The sequence below is a fragment of the Aquamicrobium sp. YD-1-mutant5 genome (assembly GCF_059509755.1).
Window position 1 is genome coordinate 137932 of sequence record NZ_JCAKKP010000007.1, and the last position, 17471, is coordinate 155402.

13 protein-coding genes and 1 CRISPR repeat array are annotated in these 17471 nt (G+C 60.2%); of the genes, 10 read left to right on the forward strand and 3 right to left on the reverse strand.

The annotated features are described in order from the left end of the window. Positions 1 to 31: 31 nt before the first annotated feature. Entirely contained in the window at positions 32 to 613 is a 582-nt protein-coding gene (locus AC5XE7_RS12610; RefSeq protein ID WP_239798386.1) for a LabA-like NYN domain-containing protein, read from the forward strand. Positions 614 to 624: 11 nt separating this feature from the next. Next, positions 625 to 1275, forward strand: a complete 651-nt coding sequence (locus AC5XE7_RS12615; RefSeq protein WP_495366287.1) for a uracil-DNA glycosylase — start codon at positions 625 to 627, stop codon at positions 1273 to 1275. A gap of 49 nt (positions 1276 to 1324) precedes the next feature. Here AC5XE7_RS12615 and smpB read toward each other — a convergent pair whose 3' ends face one another. Together smpB and dapA are read right to left on the reverse strand one after the other, a co-directional pair. Then, positions 1325 to 1804 (reverse strand): SsrA-binding protein SmpB, encoded by a 480-nt coding sequence (gene smpB / locus AC5XE7_RS12620; protein ID WP_239798384.1) that lies wholly within the window; start codon positions 1802 to 1804, stop codon positions 1325 to 1327. Between the two features lie 25 nt (positions 1805 to 1829). Next, positions 1830 to 2711: a 4-hydroxy-tetrahydrodipicolinate synthase gene (gene dapA, locus AC5XE7_RS12625; protein WP_239798383.1), complete on the reverse strand. Its 882-nt coding sequence runs from the start codon at positions 2709 to 2711 to the stop codon at positions 1830 to 1832. Between the two features lie 203 nt (positions 2712 to 2914). On the opposite strand from dapA, the gene cas3 reads away from it, so the two are divergent. The 7 genes from cas3 to cas2 all read left to right on the forward strand — a co-directional run bounded on the left by cas3 (position 2915) and on the right by cas2 (position 10660). Then, entirely contained in the window at positions 2915 to 5143 is a 2229-nt protein-coding gene (cas3, locus tag AC5XE7_RS12630; RefSeq protein WP_495366288.1) for a CRISPR-associated helicase Cas3', read from the forward strand. Positions 5144 to 5272: 129 nt separating this feature from the next. Beyond that, the gene (cas5c, locus tag AC5XE7_RS12635; protein ID WP_495366289.1) at positions 5273 to 5974 is read left to right on the forward strand and encodes a type I-C CRISPR-associated protein Cas5c; all 702 of its coding nucleotides are present in this window, start codon (positions 5273 to 5275) and stop codon (positions 5972 to 5974) included. Continuing rightward, a complete protein-coding gene (gene cas8c, locus AC5XE7_RS12640; RefSeq protein ID WP_495366290.1) occupies positions 5971 to 7734 on the forward strand; it encodes a type I-C CRISPR-associated protein Cas8c/Csd1 in 1764 nt (587 codons plus the stop codon). The genes cas5c and cas8c overlap by 4 nt, the downstream gene beginning before the upstream one ends. Continuing rightward, positions 7731 to 8684 (forward strand): type I-C CRISPR-associated protein Cas7/Csd2, encoded by a 954-nt coding sequence (gene cas7c, locus AC5XE7_RS12645; protein WP_495366291.1) that lies wholly within the window; start codon positions 7731 to 7733, stop codon positions 8682 to 8684. Before cas8c ends, cas7c begins: the two co-directional genes overlap by 4 nt. A gap of 2 nt (positions 8685 to 8686) precedes the next feature. Then, positions 8687 to 9337 (forward strand): CRISPR-associated protein Cas4, encoded by a 651-nt coding sequence (gene cas4 / locus AC5XE7_RS12650; RefSeq protein WP_495366292.1) that lies wholly within the window; start codon positions 8687 to 8689, stop codon positions 9335 to 9337. Continuing rightward, the gene (gene cas1c, locus AC5XE7_RS12655) at positions 9334 to 10368 is read left to right on the forward strand and encodes a type I-C CRISPR-associated endonuclease Cas1c (RefSeq protein WP_239798377.1); all 1035 of its coding nucleotides are present in this window, start codon (positions 9334 to 9336) and stop codon (positions 10366 to 10368) included. Before cas4 ends, cas1c begins: the two co-directional genes overlap by 4 nt. Position 10369: 1 nt before the next feature. Continuing rightward, a complete protein-coding gene (cas2, locus tag AC5XE7_RS12660; protein WP_495366293.1) occupies positions 10370 to 10660 on the forward strand; it encodes a CRISPR-associated endonuclease Cas2 in 291 nt (96 codons plus the stop codon). Between the two features lie 198 nt (positions 10661 to 10858). Next, positions 10859 to 16206: a CRISPR direct-repeat array (repeat unit 32 nt; unit sequence GTCGCTCCCTTCGCGGGAGCGTGGATCGAAAC). Between the two features lie 11 nt (positions 16207 to 16217). On the opposite strand, the gene AC5XE7_RS12665 is transcribed toward cas2, so the two are convergent. Further along, entirely contained in the window at positions 16218 to 16454 is a 237-nt protein-coding gene (locus AC5XE7_RS12665) for a hypothetical protein (protein WP_495366294.1), read from the reverse strand. Here AC5XE7_RS12665 and purU point away from each other — a divergent pair. Continuing rightward, positions 16453 to 17337 (forward strand): formyltetrahydrofolate deformylase, encoded by an 885-nt coding sequence (purU, locus tag AC5XE7_RS12670; protein WP_495366295.1) that lies wholly within the window; start codon positions 16453 to 16455, stop codon positions 17335 to 17337. The two genes, AC5XE7_RS12665 and purU, sit on opposite strands and share 2 nt — an antisense overlap. The last annotated feature ends 134 nt before the right edge of the window (positions 17338 to 17471 follow it).

The window sequence follows — 17471 nt, forward strand, 5'->3', positions numbered from 1 at the left end:
CTTTTTTATATTTGCCACAAGGATATTTTCCATGTTCGATCCTCGGGAGAAGATTGCTCTCTTCATCGACGGAGCAAATCTTTACGCAACATCGCGTTCACTCGGCTTCGATATAGATTATCGCAAATTACTGTCGAGCTTCCAGAAACGCGGATATCTTCTTCGTGCCTACTATTACACCGCACTGGTGGAAGATCAGGAATATTCGTCGATCCGTCCGCTGATCGACTGGCTGGATTACAATGGCTACAAGGTCGTCACCAAACCGGCCAAGGAATTCACCGATGCGGCGGGACGCCGCAAGATCAAGGGCAACATGGACATCGAGCTGACCGTCGATGCCCTCGAGCTTGCCGATGTGGTCGATCACTATGTGATCTTCTCCGGTGACGGCGATTTCCGCACGCTCGTTGAAGCGTTGCAGCGGCGCGGACGCAAGGTTTCCGTCGTCTCCACCATGGCATCCCAGCCCTCGATGATCTCCGACGAACTGCGCCGGCAGGCCGATCATTTCATCGACCTTATGACGCTGAAGAGCGAGGTCGGCAGAGAACAGGCGGTTCGCCGCGCTGAACTTGCTCATGCCGACGAGGATGAGGAAGACGACGACTGAGCGTGGCGACAATGCTGGCTGTGACCGATCCGGACCGCAACTGTCCGCTGTGCCCCCGTCTTCATGATTTCATCGCAGAATGGCGCGCGCGGGAACCAGACTGGTTCAACGCTCCCGTACCGCCGTTCCTGCCCCCGCAGGGGCGGGAAGCGGTGCGCTTTCTCATTGTCGGGCTTGCGCCCGGCCTGCGCGGTGCCAACCGCACGGGGCGCCCCTTCACCGGCGACTATGCCGGCGATCTTCTCTATTCCACGCTGATCCGATTCGGCATGGCCCGCGGCCGCTTCGAAGCAAGGCCCGATGACAGCCTGCAACTGATCGATACGGCGATCGTCAATGCCGTGCGCTGCGTACCGCCCCAGAACAAGCCGACAGGCCCCGAAATCTCAACCTGCCGCAGCTTTCTCATTCCCACCATCGAAAGCTTTCCGAACCTCAGCGCCGTTCTGGCACTGGGCTCCATCGCCCATCAGTCGATGGTGCGCACGCTGGGCGGCCGGGTGGCGGCGTATCCGTTCAAGCATGGCGGGCGCCACGAGATCAGTGGCTTTACCCTGTTCTCAAGCTATCACTGCTCGCGCTACAACACCAATACCGGTGTGCTGACGGAAGACATGTTCGTCAGCGTATTCAGAGACATAGCCGCGTTTCTGGGCAAATAGATTCAAAGCCGAAGAGACTGGCCGGCAGAGCTTTGGCTGCCCTGCGGCCTCAGCTCCGCTCCTTGAGCAGGCGGCTCTTCTCGCGGTTCCAGTCGCGCTGCTTTTCGGTCTCGCGCTTGTCGTGCAGCTTCTTGCCGCGCGCCACGGCCAGCAGCAGCTTGGCGCGGCCGCGATCGTTGAAATAGATTTTCAGCGGCACCAGCGTCATGCCCTCGCGCTCGACGCTCTGCGCCAGCCGTGCCAGTTCCCGCTTTGACACCAGCAGCTTGCGGCGGCGGCGCGGCTCATGGTTGAAGCGATTGGCCTGCAGATATTCCGGCAGATAGGAATTGATAAGCCACAGCTCCCCACCCTCCACCGAGGCGTAGGATTCCTGGATGTTCGCCTGGCCACCGCGCAGCGACTTCACCTCGGTGCCGCTCAGAACCAGTCCGGTTTCGAGCGTATCGAGCACCTCATAGGAGAAGCGCGCCTTGCGGTTTTCCGCGGCGACCTTGTTGTTGGGATCTGCTTTCCGGTTCTGGCTCATAATGCGCACAGATGGCGCATCGGCCTCAGTTTATCAAGCCGGCGCTTTTCATTGCCGCCTCGATCTTCGCTTCGGTTTCCGGCTCGGCCGTCACCAGCGGGGAGCGGACGACGTTGGCGATCCGGCCAAGCCGCGACAGCGCATATTTCGCTCCGGCCACGCCGGTGTCGACGAAGATCGCCTTGTGCAGCGGCAAAAGCCGGTCCTGCAATTCCAGCGCGCGGGCGCTGTCGCCGGAAAGCGTGGCCTGCTGAAACTCGGCGCACAGGCGCGGCGCGACATTGGAGGTGACGGATATGCAGCCGACACCGCCATGCGCGTTGAAGCCGAGCGCCGAGGCATCCTCGCCTGAAAGCTGGATGAAATCCTTGCCGCAGGTGGCGCGCTGCTCCGAGACGCGCTCGACCTTGCCGGTCGCGTCCTTCACCCCGGCGATGTTCGGGAAATCATGCGCCAGACGGCCCATGGTTTCCGGTGTCATGTCGATGACCGAGCGCGGCGGAATGTTGTAGATGATGATCGGCAGGCTGGTCGCCCGCGCCACAGCCGCGAAATGCTCGTAGAGCCCGCGCTGCGTGGGCTTGTTGTAATAGGGCGTGACCACCAGAACGGCATCCGCACCGACGCTTTCGGCGTGGCTGGCCAGTCCGATGGCTTCCTTCGTGTTGTTCGACCCGGCTCCGGCAACGACAGGCACCCGCCCCTTCGCCACCTCGACGCAGACCTCGATCACCCGGCGATGTTCTTCATGCGAGAGCGTGGGCGACTCGCCAGTGGTGCCGACCGGCACGAGGCCTGTCGTTCCTTCCGCTATCTGCCATTCAACAAGGTTGCGAAAGGCTTTCTCGTCGAAACGCCCGTCCTGATCGAACGGCGTAACGAGCGCGGTAAGCGAGCCTCTCAGCATTATGTCCAACTCCACGGAACCTTGTATAGGCGAAATGCCGGCTTCTAGCGCAAAGCCGCGCAGCGCACCATAGGACAAGTTCAGGAATTTGGTGGCCAGAAAACTATTGTCGTACGTGCAGGCGCTCCACTTGTCATCGCCCACCCAAATGGCGCAACCTCGGATTGATGCGCGCGATTGCTCGCCATCATCGCAGAGGGACGATGACAGTAAAATACTACGCCCATTCGGGCACAAAGGCCGATCGCAGCGACTGGCAGTTGCTGGAAGACCACCATGAGGCCTGCGCCCGCCTTGCCAAAGAACGCGCCACACCTCTTGGCCTTGGCGCGGCGGCAGAGCTGGCCGCCCGGTTTCACGATTTCGGCAAATACACGCCGGACTTCGACCGCGTGTTGCGAGGCGAGAAAGTTGAAGTCACCCACTCCACTGCGGGTGCGCGCCTGCTGCTCGACCGTGTTCCAAAACAGATGCGTCTTGTCGCCGAGGCGCTGGCCTATACCATTCTTGGCCATCACGCAGGACTGCCGGATCGTCACAACGCCTCCGCCGCAAGTTTTGAACATCGCATCAAAAACGACAGGGATCGGATCTCAAAGGACATTATTGAGGCTCAGAGGCCAGACTTCGAGCCCGCGGCACGGGAAATCATGGCACGCATGAGGCCGGCGCATGCAGGCTTCGACTTCTCCGTCGCCATCCGCATGATCTTCTCATGCCTCGTGGATGCCGATTTCCGCGATACGGAAGGCTTTTATGACAAAATCGAGAATCGCCAGCATGATCGGGCGTGGCCGGCTTTCGCTGACATTCTGCCCGATCTGACCGCCGCTTTCGATGCACATATAGCCAGCTTCTCCGGCGAATGCAGACTGAACCGTCTGCGCAGAGAGATTCTTTCCCACGTTCGGGCAGAGGCCGCGCTTGCCCCCGGCCTGTTCACCCTGACCGTACCCACCGGAGGCGGCAAGACGCTGGCATCGATGGGGTTTGCGCTGGATCACGCCGCACGGCACGGACACAGGCGCATCATCTACGCAATTCCCTACACTTCGATCATCGAGCAGACGGCAGGCATCTTCCGCAGGATATTCGATGATGTCGTTCTGGAGCACCACGCCTCGATCGAGGAGGAAAAATACGGCTCGGAGCAGCGCGACCGGCTGCGACTGGCCATGGAAGACTGGGCGGCACCCATTGTCGTGACCACCAATGTTCAGCTTTTCGAAAGCCTGTTTGCCGCCCGCCCCTCACGCTGCCGCAAGCTGCACAACATCACCGGCTCCATCATTATTCTGGATGAGGCGCAATGCCTCCCACGCAAGCTGCTTTTGCCGGCGCTGCGCATGCTCGACACGCTGGCCACGCACTATGGCTGCACCATCGTCTTCTGCACGGCCACGCAACCGGCATTCGACAGCAAGCAACTCAGGGAATGGGGGCTGTCGCTGGCTGATCGGGAGCTTGCGCCCGATCCTGCCGGACTGGCCCGCGAACTTCGCCGCGCCAATATCAGGCGTGGTGGCGAGATGGACGATGCAGCACTCATCGACGCGATGCGCGGGGAATCGCAAGGGCTGGTGATCGTCAACAGCCGCAAGCATGCGCTGGCACTCTATCAGGCCGCGCGCGCAGAAGAGCTTGAGGGCATTGTTCACCTGACCACACGCCAATATCCGACCCACCGGCGGCGCATTCTTGATGAAGTAAGGCGGCGGCTGGAATCAGGAGAAGCCTGCCGGCTGATCGCCACCAGCCTGATCGAGGCGGGTGTAGATGTCGATTTCCCTGTTGGCTGGCGGGCCGAGGCGGGGCTCGATTCCTGCGTGCAGGCGGCGGGCCGTGTCAACCGGGAGAACAAGCGGCCAGTACACAAAAGCACACTGACCCTGTTTTCAGCACCCGAGCACAAGCCACAGCGCGAAATTGAAACACTCGCCGAAGCCATGCGCAGCACCGCGAAAAACTACGACGACCTGCTTTCGCCCGAGGCTATTCGCGACTGGTTTGAAGAGGTCTACTTCAAGCAATCAGACGAGCGCCTTGGAAAAAAGATGGTCACGGACTTCCTGTTTACGCTCGGCGGAACGGATTTTCCGTTCCGCAGGATCGCAGATGAGTTCCGTATGATCGAAACTGCCATGGTTCCGGTTATCGTCGCAGTTGAAGAAAATGCGCAGCACGAGATCAGACGGCTATCTGTACCCGAAATTTCCTCGGGCACACTCGCCCGCGCTCTGCAAGGCTACACGGTTCAGATACCGGAGAAGGACCGGACGCTGCTGATTGCCAACGGCCACGCCAGCTTCCATGCGAAGGCGCAGCGCGGCGATCAGTTCTGCGTACTCGACAATGAACGGCTTTACCGGGAGGACGTCGGGCTGATGTGGGAAAACGCACCTTATCTGGGCATTGAGGGCGGCATTATATGATTGAAAAGCAAGTTCGGGAAAATCCCGAACCGGTCTCATCCTCAACTGCCCACGGAAACAACGCACCTTCAAAATCCGTTGCCAGAAGATTTTTATCGGATAAGTTGCATTCAGGTACTTGGGGGAATCATGTCATATGGCATTCGGTTGCATGTCTGGGGGCAGCATGCACTGTTTACGCGTCCGGAACTGAAGGTTGAGCGTTACAGTTTCGATGTAATGACGCCTTCGGCGGCGCGCGGTATTCTTGAAGCGATACACTGGAAGCCGGCCATCCGCTGGGTGATCGACCGCATCCATGTGCTGAAGCCAATACGATTTCAGACCATCCGCCGAAACGAAGTCGGCCACAAGGCTCCCGCCGGAAAAATCAAGCAGGCGATGAACCGCGGCGATCTCGCAGGCTTGCAGCTTCTGGTCGACGAAGACCGCCAGCAGCGGGCCTCGACCGTTCTGGTTGCACCGGCCTACGTCATCGAGGCGCATTTCGAGATGACGGCGAAGGCCGGCTCTGACGATACCGAGGGCAAGCATCTCGACATCTTCAACCGCCGCGCCGTGCGCGGGCAGTGCTTCAATCAGCCATGTCTCGGTACCCGCGAATTCGCGGCTCATTTCGAGCTTGTTGCCCCCGGCGCCCTCCTCCCCGAACGCGACCCGGAGATGGTGAATGCGCAGCATGGCTTCGGCGGCATCCCGCGCGATCTTGGCATGATGTTGTGGGATATCGACCATCAGGCACCGGGACGCCCTTCCCTGCTTTTTCGGGCATCGCTCACCGATGGGGTAATGGACGTTCCCGCACCCGACAGCCCGGAGATCCTGCGATGAGCATGATCGCCTCTCTGGTGCGCTCCTATGAACGCCTGCCTGAGGCTCCCCCGTTTGGGTTTTCTTCCGAGAAAATCGGGTTCTGCATCGTACTGAACCGCGACGGAACGGTGGCCGAGGTCATTGACCTGCGCGGCGACGACAGGAAGCGCAGCCCGCGAATGGTTCTGGTGCCGCAGGCTGTGAAGCGCACCGTGGGAATCGCGCCTAACTTTCTTTGGGACAAGTCCGCCTATGTGCTCGGAGTAACGGCGGGCGAAGGCAAGCGCACTGCGGATGAGCATGCGAAATTCCGGGAAACACATGCCGAATGGCTTTCCGACACCGACGATGTCGGGCTCCGTGCAGTTCTGCGCTTTCTGGAAAGCTGGCGTCCCGAACATTTCGTGCCGCCCTTCTGGCCGGAAGAGATGCGCGACCAGAACATCGTCTTCGCTCTGGCTGAGGAGTATCGCGAGTGCTTCCTGCATGATCGCCCGGTCGCCCGCCAAGCATGGAACGCCATCGGCGCTGCCGGGGCCTCTGCCCCGCAAATCTGCCTTGTAAGCGGAGAACGGACAGCTACCGCACGGCTGCATCCATCGATCAAAGGTGTGTGGGGCGCGCAATCGTCAGGTGCCAGCCTCGTCTCGTTCAACCTCGATGCCTTCACCTCCTACGGGCACGAACAGGGCGACAATGCGCCTGTCTCCGAAGCTGCGGTATTTGCCTACACCACTGCACTCAATCGCTTTCTGGAAAAGGACAGCGGGCACCGCATCCAGATCGGGGATGCCTCGACAGTATTCTGGGCCGACGCGGAGAAGAAGACGGCAGAACTGGCCGAATCCTTCTTTGCCGCCATGTTCGATACGGGCGAAGTGGAATACACATCGAAAACCGAAGACAAGCTCCAGACAAAAATTCTCGCCACCCAGCTTGAAAGCATAAGGCAGGGCCGAAAACTCACGGAAGTGCTGCCGCAGATCGACCCCGGCGTTCGCTTTCATGTTCTGGGCTTGTCACCCAATGCAGCGCGACTTTCCGTACGCTTCTACTGGGAAGACGATTTTGGTCAACTGACCGCCAACTACCAGAAATATCTGAAGGAGATGGCCATAGAACCGGCGCCGGATGGCTGGCCGCCGCTGTGGCGTTATCTCAACGATCTGGCGGTGCTGGGCAAGCGCGAAAATGTGCCGCCAAATCTGGCCGGCGACTGGATGCGCTCGATCCTGACCGGAGCGCCCTACCCGCTCACGCTTCTGACCATGGCGCTCACCCGCATCCGCGCAGACGGCAAGGTCAATGCACTGCGCGCAGCCATTCTCAAATCCGTTCTCACCCGCAACCTGAACATGGAGGCCCCCGTGGCGCTTAATCCCGCCTACAAGGACAACAAGGGCTATGTGCTTGGGCGGCTGTTCGCCGCTTATGAGGAAGTCCAGCGTGCCGCGCTCGGCGGCAACATCAACGCGACCATCAAGGACAAGTTCTACGGTTCCGCCTCGGTCACGCCCCAGAAGATTTTCCCTCGGCTCGCTGACGGCTCAAAAGATCACTTCGCTAAACTTCGCAAACAGAATCCGGGCCGGGCGGTGAATCTGGACAAAATTATAATGGCGATTGCCGATCTGATGGACCCGGTGGGAGACCCAATTCCGGTTTCGCTCAACTCCGCCGAACAGGCCATGTTCGGCATCGGTTACTACCATCAGCGCAGCGAATTCTTCCGCAAGCGCGACGACAAGAAAACTGACCCGACGGAGGCAGATGAATGACCACCCTTTCCCGCCGCCATGACTTCATCCTGATCTTCGACGTCAAGAACGGAAACCCGAATGGCGATCCGGACGCCGGCAATCTGCCGCGTCTTGACCCCGAAACCAGCCATGGCCTCGTTTCGGACGTCAGCCTGAAACGCAAGATCCGCAACTATGTCGAGCTTGCCAGAGAAGGCCAGAGCGGCCAGCACATCTATGTTCAGGAAGGAGCAATCCTGAATGAAAAGCACAGGCAGGCTTATGTTGCCGTGCGGCCGGATGACAAGAAGGCCGAAACCGATGCAAAGCTGAATCCGAAGAATGATGACGAGGCAAAAAAGCTTCGTGACTGGATGTGTGCCAATTTCTACGATGTGCGCACCTTTGGCGCCGTGATGTCCACCGGTATCAACTGCGGTCAGGTCAAGGGCCCGGTGCAGATCACCTTCGCTAATTCCGTGGAGCCCATCCTTCCGGCCGAGATCACCATCACGCGCATGGCCGCCACCAACGAGGCGGAGAAGAAGAAAGCCGCCGAAGGCAGCGAAAGCGACGAGCGTACCGACAATCGCACGATGGGCCGCAAGCACATCGTGCCTTATGGACTTTACGTGGCGCATGGCTTCGTTTCCGCGAAATTCGCGGAGCGCACCGGCTTTTCCGAGGTGGATCTGGAGCAACTGTTCGAAGCGCTGCAGAACATGTTCGAACATGACCGCTCCGCCGCCCGAGGTGAAATGACGACGCGCAAGCTGGTCGTCTTCCGGCACGAGAACGCCCTTGGCAATGCCCCCGCCCACACCCTGTTCGAGCGTGTGAAAATCGGCCGCAATGTCGATGGCGAGTTCCGTCAGGTGGATGATCGCGGCCTCGGCAATCTGGGTCCGGCACGCAAGTTCGAGGATTACCTCATATCCATAGACCGCGACGCCCTGCCTCCCGGCATCGAAATCCTCGAAATGCCCTGATCATGAGCACCCTGCTGCACGCCGAGGAGAACCCCATTCCCCTTTCGGCGCTGCAGCACGCAGTCTATTGCCTGAGGCAGGCTGCCCTCATTCATATCGAAAGGCTGTGGGCCGAAAACCGCTTCACCGCCGAAGGCGACGTGCTGCATGCGGTTGCCGACAAGGGCGGCAGCCGCAAGACGCGCGGTGCGCGCCGGGTGCTTTCGCTTCCGCTTGCCTCCCGACGCCTGAACCTGACGGGCGTGGCCGATCTGGTCGAATTTCACCCCACGCCGCAGGGCGAGGTCCCGTACCCGGTCGAATACAAACGCGGCAAGCCCAAGCTTCACCGCGCCGACGAGGTGCAACTTTGCGCCCAGGCACTTTGCCTGGAAGAGATGACCGGCACCAACGTGCCGGAGGGCGCGCTATTCTACGCTCAGACAAAGCGCCGCGTTGTTGTGCCGTTCGACGACAATCTGCGCGCTCTTACAGAACAGGTCGTTACGGAACTTTCGCTTGTATTCGACACTCGTCAGACGCCCGCGCCGACACCACACAAGTCGCGCTGCTGCGCCTGCTCGCTGATTGAGCTGTGCCGCCCCGAAACCTTTGCCCGCCCGGTTCGCAAATGGCGGGACCGGATGCTCGATCTCGTTCTGGGCGTGGAATGAAGAAGCTTCTCAACACCGTCTATGTCACCACCGAAGGCTCCGCGCTGAAGAAGGATGGGGAAAACCTCGTCGCCGACGTTGATGGCGTCGAACGCGCACGCGTTCCGCTTCACATGCTGGCTTCTGTCGTCACTTTCGGCCCTATCCTGATCTCACCAGCGCTTATCGGTGCCTGTGCCGAAAGGGGCATAACCATCTCGCTGATGGACCGCGCCGGCCGCTTTCAGGCCCGCATCGAAGGCCCCGTCACGGGAAATGTTCTCCTGCGCAGGGCGCAATACAAGGCGGCCGATCAGGCGGAGGACATCGTTCGCTCTATTGTCATGGGCAAGATCGCCAATCAGCGTGCCGTCATCCGCCGTGCACTTCGCGACTATGGCACCGAAATGGGGGCGCCTGCGCGCACCGAACTGGAGCACGCTGGGGACAGAATGGCGGCCATTCTTCGCCGGATTCAGTTCGCCGACGATTCCATCGACCGGCTGCGCGGTTCGGAAGGGGAAGCCGCCAACCTCTATTTCGGGGTGTTCGACCATCTTATTCGCTCTCCCGATGCCGAACTGCGCTGGACCTGCCGATCGCGCAGGCCGCCGCTCGATGCCATGAACGCGCTTTTATCCTTTCTATACACGCTTCTCACTCATGACTGCCGCTCCGCCTGCGAAACAGCCGGGCTCGATCCAGCGGTCGGCTTTCTCCATCGCGACCGTCCCGGCCGGCCGAGCCTCGCGCTCGACCTGATGGAGGAACTGCGCGCGCCGCTCGCCGACAGGTTGGCACTTTCACTCGTGAACCGGCGCCAGATCCGGGCCGGCGATTTCCGTCATCTGGACGGCGGAGCGGTTCTGCTTTCCGACGAAGGACGCAGGACAGTTCTGACCGCGTGGCAGGAGCGAAAGAAGGAAGAGCGCCAGCATCCCTTTCTGCAGGAGAAAGCACCTTTCGGCCTCGTGCCATGGCTTCAGGCACAAATGCTGGCACGCCACCTGCGCGGCGACATTGACGCCTACCCGCCATGGTTCTGGACCTGACATGCTTGTTCTGGTTACCTACGATGTGAACACGACGGAAGATGGCGGCAGGAAGCGCCTGCGCCAGGTGGCCCGCGCCTGCAAGGATTTCGGGCAACGGGTGCAGTTTTCCGTCTTCGAGATCGAAGTGGATCCTGCGCAGTGGACGAAATTGAAAGCCCGCCTTGAACTCATTATCCGTCCGGAACTGGATTCCTTGCGCTACTATTATCTTGGCTCGAACTGGGCACGGAAGGTAGAGCATGTCGGCGCCAAACCGGCTGCCGACCTCAACGGGCCTCTGATCATCTGACAGGTGATCTGAAAACGCTTTTGCGAACCCCAAGCGTGCCGGTTCCGCCCGCAAGGTTCGCAAACGGGCCAGCTCTTTGAAATCGTTAAACATCCGAACGACATCTCACCAGAGTTGCCAGTTGCCTGCCGCATTACAGGAAGGCTCGCATTTCCAAACCGCTTTTCAATTTGAAAACAAATAATTACATAGATTACGGTCGCTCCCTTCGCGGGAGCGTGGATCGAAACGATAGGCGGCCAGGAGGCTTTTTATGCGAGGGTTGTCGCTCCCTTCGCGGGAGCGTGGATCGAAACGCACTCTGGTGCTTTCAAGGACGGGAGGCGCGCATGTCGCTCCCTTCGCGGGAGCGTGGATCGAAACCCGGGTCTATGGACGTCGGCGCATCGTGTTCGCGGAAGTCGCTCCCTTCGCGGGAGCGTGGATCGAAACACCCTGACTATGTTGTGAAAATTCTTGCTGCCTTTGTCGCTCCCTTCGCGGGAGCGTGGATCGAAACCTTTTTATGGACCCTGACAATGACCACTCTCTGTCGTCGCTCCCTTCGCGGGAGCGTGGATCGAAACGTTATTGCTGATATCGCGATCCGAGTTGCTGAAGTCGCTCCCTTCGCGGGAGCGTGGATCGAAACTCAACGTCGTAGACGAGCAATAGGGCTCTGTCCGTGTCGCTCCCTTCGCGGGAGCGTGGATCGAAACAGTCGGAATTGGTTCACGCCGATAATGTCGGTCAAGTCGCTCCCTTCGCGGGAGCGTGGATCGAAACCTGTTTTTTACCGGACTTCGGCCGATTGAGGCGTTGTCGCTCCCTTCGCGGGAGCGTGGATCGAAACCAGTGCTGACGCGGCCATATCGATGATCGCATCGGTCGCTCCCTTCGCGGGAGCGTGGATCGAAACCTTGACGATATGGGCGAAGCCCCGGAAGGAATGTGTCGCTCCCTTCGCGGGAGCGTGGATCGAAACACTCAGCCAATAGTCGTGTGGGAAGCGGCAGCAGGTCGCTCCCTTCGCGGGAGCGTGGATCGAAACTTCTGCGGCACCTGTCGGAACATAACTCGAGTTGGTCGCTCCCTTCGCGGGAGCGTGGATCGAAACGTCACCGACAAGGTGCCGTCCAGCGGCAAATGGAGTCGCTCCCTTCGCGGGAGCGTGGATCGAAACGCTACGAGGTTGCGGCATCGGGGGCTACTGACCATGTCGCTCCCTTCGCGGGAGCGTGGATCGAAACCCGAACATCAAGGCGAGCGACCTGGATTATTCTTGTCGCTCCCTTCGCGGGAGCGTGGATCGAAACACGCCGTTAACAGCGGATCGGGGACGGCTGACAACGTCGCTCCCTTCGCGGGAGCGTGGATCGAAACACGCCGTTAACAGCGGATCGGGGACGGCTGACAACGGTCGCTCCCTTCGCGGGAGCGTGGATCGAAACCTCTCGAAACCGACATCGCGGCACCCGGAATTACCCTGTCGCTCCCTTCGCGGGAGCGTGGATCGAAACGGCACTCGCGTCGAAAGGGTTTGGCCGTCGCCAGTCGCTCCCTTCGCGGGAGCGTGGATCGAAACGTCAACAGCTTGGTCGCGGTTTGCGCCCTGTATAGTCGCTCCCTTCGCGGGAGCGTGGATCGAAACCTCAACCGTGAGCTTGCCGAAAGGCCCAATGGACATGTCGCTCCCTTCGCGGGAGCGTGGATCGAAACGTGATCACTGAGGCAGATGGCTTTCGGATGACGGGGTCGCTCCCTTCGCGGGAGCGTGGATCGAAACACACGTTGTGCTTGGCATTTATCAGCCGCGCGCGGTCGCTCCCTTCGCGGGAGCGTGGATCGAAACCCAGATGGACGCATGATGATCTGGCGAGGATCTAGTCGCTCCCTTCGCGGGAGCGTGGATCGAAACCGCGAGGAACTGTCATGACGCCGCGCCTATGGGCGTCGCTCCCTTCGCGGGAGCGTGGATCGAAACTTCGAGTTCCGCGGCGCGCGGCTCTATGACTGGCGGTCGCTCCCTTCGCGGGAGCGTGGATCGAAACGGCTCAGTAAAGCGCAGGCAAGAGCCCTTGAGAAGTCGCTCCCTTCGCGGGAGCGTGGATCGAAACGGTTTCCACCTCGGTGTCTGGCTCGCCCTCGATGGCGGGTCGCTCCCTTCGCGGGAGCGTGGATCGAAACGATCCAGCAATGATCAGGGTCGCGCAACACATACGTCGCTCCCTTCGCGGGAGCGTGGATCGAAACCTCGCGAGGGTGGAATGTTCAAGCTCGCGTGGTTGTCGCTCCCTTCGCGGGAGCGTGGATCGAAACTGGACGAATTGGAGAAGCGGCGACCGAGTCGGAATGTCGCTCCCTTCGCGGGAGCGTGGATCGAAACGTATGGCTAACGCTGCTGATATCCGCGGCGATTGTCGCTCCCTTCGCGGGAGCGTGGATCGAAACCACATGGGGGTTGCGGCACCCGTGGAACCTTCGTGTCGCTCCCTTCGCGGGAGCGTGGATCGAAACATAAACTGTCGGGTGCTCGATACCGATCACGCCGGTCGCTCCCTTCGCGGGAGCGTGGATCGAAACATCAGCCGACTTGCCCGTGACTCCCCACCATAATCGTCGCTCCCTTCGCGGGAGCGTGGATCGAAACCGGGGTTCGCTGTGTTCGGCGGTCAGTTGCAGAGCGTCGCTCCCTTCGCGGGAGCGTGGATCGAAACCCCGCTGTGGAAAGCCGAACCGGTTGACGATAGGTCGCTCCCTTCGCGGGAGCGTGGATCGAAACGCCGGTATTTGGATCAGGCGGGCCGGGCGGGTCGTCGCTCCCTTCGCGGGAGCGTGGATCGAAACAATGAGGAACTGGCGACCATGGGGCAGGCGGTCGCTCCCTTCGCGGGAGCGTGGATCGAAACGACTGACATGTCAGTCGGCCGCGACATGACCGGCGTCGCTCCCTTCGCGGGAGCGTGGATCGAAACTGTGGTGGTCGGCGGATTTGCGATCTATGACGCGGGTCGCTCCCTTCGCGGGAGCGTGGATCGAAACGGTGTCTACTACGTCGCATATGACCAAGGCGACGGAGTCGCTCCCTTCGCGGGAGCGTGGATCGAAACGGTTGCCCCCTTACACCGCCTCGCTCGACGCCGCCGTCGCTCCCTTCGCGGGAGCGTGGATCGAAACTTTACGTCCTGAACAAGCATGCAGATGCCGCCAAGTCGCTCCCTTCGCGGGAGCGTGGATCGAAACCGCCTCTCACGCGCTCCCCACCGTCTCCGTATCGTCGCTCCCTTCGCGGGAGCGTGGATCGAAACTGCGGAGGGCGCCGAGGTCGATCCTGTCGAACTCGTCGCTCCCTTCGCGGGAGCGTGGATCGAAACCACCGATCCGAGCAGAACAGGCGGAACAGCGGCCGGTCGCTCCCTTCGCGGGAGCGTGGATCGAAACAGCGCTCCCCGCTACCTGCCCCGATGGACCCGGGTCGCTCCCTTCGCGGGAGCGTGGATCGAAACTCTGTATCACGGGTTCGACGTACTGGAACGGCGCGGGTCGCTCCCTTCGCGGGAGCGTGGATCGAAACTCGCATAGCCACGCGTTGATCCATGTCCATGTCGTCGCTCCCTTCGCGGGAGCGTGGATCGAAACCATTTGGCCGAGAAATCCTCGACCATGCCATCCAGTCGCTCCCTTCGCGGGAGCGTGGATCGAAACAGCGCGAGCTGGGGGCAAGAGCACACTGGGCCTCGTCGCTCCCTTCGCGGGAGCGTGGATCGAAACGATAATGATCGCTTCGACTGCCATCATGCCGAATGTCGCTCCCTTCGCGGGAGCGTGGATCGAAACGATGCGGAAAATCTCATCGGCAAGACGTCGGAATGGTCGCTCCCTTCGCGGGAGCGTGGATCGAAACCTTCACGCTGTCGCGACCAGACATGGGCCGGATCGTCGCTCCCTTCGCGGGAGCGTGGATCGAAACTGAAACCGGGCGGGCATGTCGTCGCGTTCAGCGGGACGTCGCTCCCTTCGCGGGAGCGTGGATCGAAACGCTCACGGAACGGGCAAAGACTGACTATGACGGAAGTCGCTCCCTTCGCGGGAGCGTGGATCGAAACCCCGGTGTCTTGGAGGGATACAGAGCGTTACTTTGTCGCTCCCTTCGCGGGAGCGTGGATCGAAACCAAGAGCGACTACAGCGCCGCGCGCAGGATCGTGAGTCGCTCCCTTCGCGGGAGCGTGGATCGAAACTTTTCCGAACCATTTCGATCCTCCCGCGTTGGCGTCGCTCCCTTCGCGGGAGCGTGGATCGAAACAAACTTGCGATCATGAAAGGCTGGGTTGATTACGTCGCTCCCTTCGCGGGAGCGTGGATCGAAACATCAGCACCTTAAAATCGGTAGCGTTCGCACGCAGTCGCTCCCTTCGCGGGAGCGTGGATCGGAACCTGACGCGCGTTGAGGAGCGTCAACCCAAGACTAGTCGCTCCCTTCGCGGGAGCGGGGATCGAAACCGCTGCCCGGCTCTACTGTGCTTTGCACGCGTGGTCGCTCCCTTCGCGGGAGCGTGGATCGAAACCCGGTTGACGGGCCGGCTTACATGGTATGGATCGTCGCTCCCTTCGCGGGAGCGTGGATCGAAACCTGCAGGTCATCGTCTTCAAAGCCGGAAATGAAGGAGTCGCTCCCTTCGCGGGAGCGTGGATCGAAACGTGAGACACAACGGGGTTTGTGTCTCGTGGATGATGTCGCTCCCTTCGCGGGAGCGTGGATCGAAACGCAGTCCCCCTTGTATTTATCTCGCCACTCGATGGGTCGCTCCCTTCGCGGGAGCGTGGATCGAAACTTATTGATATGGACGAGGCCCAGCGAAAACACATGTCGCTCCCTTCGCGGGAGCGTGGATCGAAACAAGGGCATGTACGAGGCGACCCGCCCGAACCGCTTGTCGCTCCCTTCGCGGGAGCGTGGATCGAAACAACGTTGTGATCTGATCAGGATAATTGACCAGATCAACGTCGCTCCCTTCGCGGGAGCGTGGATCGAAACAGCGAATGGAGGACCAAATGACAAGCAAAACTCAAGTCGCTCCCTTCGCGGGAGCGTGGATCGAAACCTCTACACTCAATCGCGTCGTCTGGGCCGGTCTGGTCGCTCCCTTCGCGGGAGCGTGGATCGAAACCTGTGTTCGCAGATTACACCACCCCAAAAAAGGAGGTCGCTCCCTTCGCGGGAGCGTGGATCGAAACAGGGTAAACGGCGACCTGTTCTGCGGCATGGACATGTCGCTCCCTTCGCGGGAGCGTGGATCGAAACTCGCCACGCGATGCAGACACTCGGAACCGAATGGGTCGCTCCCTTCACGGGAGCGTGGATCGAAACTGCGATAATTGGCGAGCACTTCGTTGACCGTGTGTCGCTCCCTTCGCGGGAGCGTGGATCGAAACTGTGGATAGACGGCGTACACCCAACCCCGGTGTGGTCGCTCCCTTCGCGGGAGCGTGGATCGAAACTTGCCCCAATCAACTATCGCGGAGCGCCGGCTCACGTCGCTCCCTTGGCGGGAGTGTGAATCGAACCCTCGAAATGTCTTACATTGAAACTTTGATGCCATCGCTCCGCTCTCCACGGGAGCGGTCGATGTTGGCCGGCATGCAGAGGTTGAGCCGGGTTTCAAAGACGTAAATTGCCTTGACTGATTTTTCGGACAGGGTGTTTTGTCCGCTGGTCATCAGTGCTGGCGCATGATACCGCGACCGTGACATTTCATCCTGCAGGTCACCCGGAAATTCGCGGTGGTTGGCATCATCGGCAAGACGAATATTCATGACCAAATTCTGCCTGCGAGTCACCTGTGTTTCGGCCCGTGGAATCGTTGCCGCGATTTCGTCTTTTCTGGCCGAAGAAGGTTGCAACATCACCGACAGCGCCCAGTTCGATGACAATCACACAGGCCGCTTTTTCATGCGCGTCAGCTTTCAAAGCGAAGACGGACGCACTCTCGATGAGTTGCGTTCCGGGTTTGCATCGATCGCGGACAGGTTCGGGATGGAAGCCGAATTTTTCGACGAAAGCATCAAGCGCAAGGTCGTCCTCATGGTGTCCCGGTTCGGCCACTGCCTGAACGACCTGCTCTATCGCTGGCGCATAGGCGCCCTGCCCATCGACATAGTGGCCGTGATTTCCAACCACATGGATTATCAGAAGGTTGTCGTGAACCATGACATTCCCTTCTATTGCATACGCGTGACCAGGGAAAACAAGGCGGAAGCCGAAGCCGCACAAATGCGCATCGTGCGCGAGACCGGCGCCGAGCTTATCGTTCTTGCCCGCTACATGCAGGTTCTATCCGATGATATGTGCCGGGAGATGTCGGGCCGGATCATCAACATCCATCACTCGTTCCTGCCCAGCTTCAAGGGAGCCAATCCCTATAAACAAGCCTATGAGCGCGGGGTGAAGCTGATCGGTGCCACCTCGCACTATGTCACGGCGGATCTCGATGAAGGCCCGATCATTGAACAGGACATCGTGCGCATCACCCACGCACAGTCGTCGGAAGACTACGTTGCGCTGGGGCGCGATGTGGAAGCTTCGGTGCTTGCGCGCGCCATTCACGCGCATATCCACGGACGGGTGTTCCTCAACGACGGCAAGACCGTCGTGTTCCCGGCATCACCGGGCTCCTATGCCTCGGAACGCATGGGCTAGGCTCAGGACCTATTAATTTGGTTTGATCTGTGATTCACGGTCTTTGCTGAAGGAGGCCGTGATGGGTGATTTGTTTCTGCTGAGCGAGTGCCAGATGGCGCGCATATCGCCGTACTTCCCGTTGTGGCACGGGG

Excerpts from the sequence above, each read along its gene's own strand:
- AC5XE7_RS12610 (WP_239798386.1), top strand. The coding sequence starts at position 32 with ATGTTCGATCCTCGGGAGAAGATTGCTCTCTTCATCGACGGAGCAAAT.
- AC5XE7_RS12615 (WP_495366287.1), top strand. The coding sequence starts at position 625 with ATGCTGGCTGTGACCGATCCGGACCGCAACTGTCCGCTGTGCCCCCGT.
- smpB (WP_239798384.1), bottom strand. The coding sequence starts at position 1,804 with ATGAGCCAGAACCGGAAAGCAGATCCCAACAACAAGGTCGCCGCGGAA.
- dapA (WP_239798383.1), bottom strand. The coding sequence starts at position 2,711 with ATGCTGAGAGGCTCGCTTACCGCGCTCGTTACGCCGTTCGATCAGGAC.
- cas3 (WP_495366288.1), top strand. The coding sequence starts at position 2,915 with ATGACAGTAAAATACTACGCCCATTCGGGCACAAAGGCCGATCGCAGC.
- cas5c (WP_495366289.1), top strand. The coding sequence starts at position 5,273 with ATGTCATATGGCATTCGGTTGCATGTCTGGGGGCAGCATGCACTGTTT.
- cas8c (WP_495366290.1), top strand. The coding sequence starts at position 5,971 with ATGAGCATGATCGCCTCTCTGGTGCGCTCCTATGAACGCCTGCCTGAG.
- cas7c (WP_495366291.1), top strand. The coding sequence starts at position 7,731 with ATGACCACCCTTTCCCGCCGCCATGACTTCATCCTGATCTTCGACGTC.
- cas4 (WP_495366292.1), top strand. The coding sequence starts at position 8,687 with ATGAGCACCCTGCTGCACGCCGAGGAGAACCCCATTCCCCTTTCGGCG.
- cas1c (WP_239798377.1), top strand. The coding sequence starts at position 9,334 with ATGAAGAAGCTTCTCAACACCGTCTATGTCACCACCGAAGGCTCCGCG.
- cas2 (WP_495366293.1), top strand. The coding sequence starts at position 10,370 with ATGCTTGTTCTGGTTACCTACGATGTGAACACGACGGAAGATGGCGGC.
- purU (WP_495366295.1), top strand. The coding sequence starts at position 16,453 with ATGACCAAATTCTGCCTGCGAGTCACCTGTGTTTCGGCCCGTGGAATC.
- AC5XE7_RS12665 (WP_495366294.1), bottom strand. The coding sequence starts at position 16,454 with ATGAATATTCGTCTTGCCGATGATGCCAACCACCGCGAATTTCCGGGT.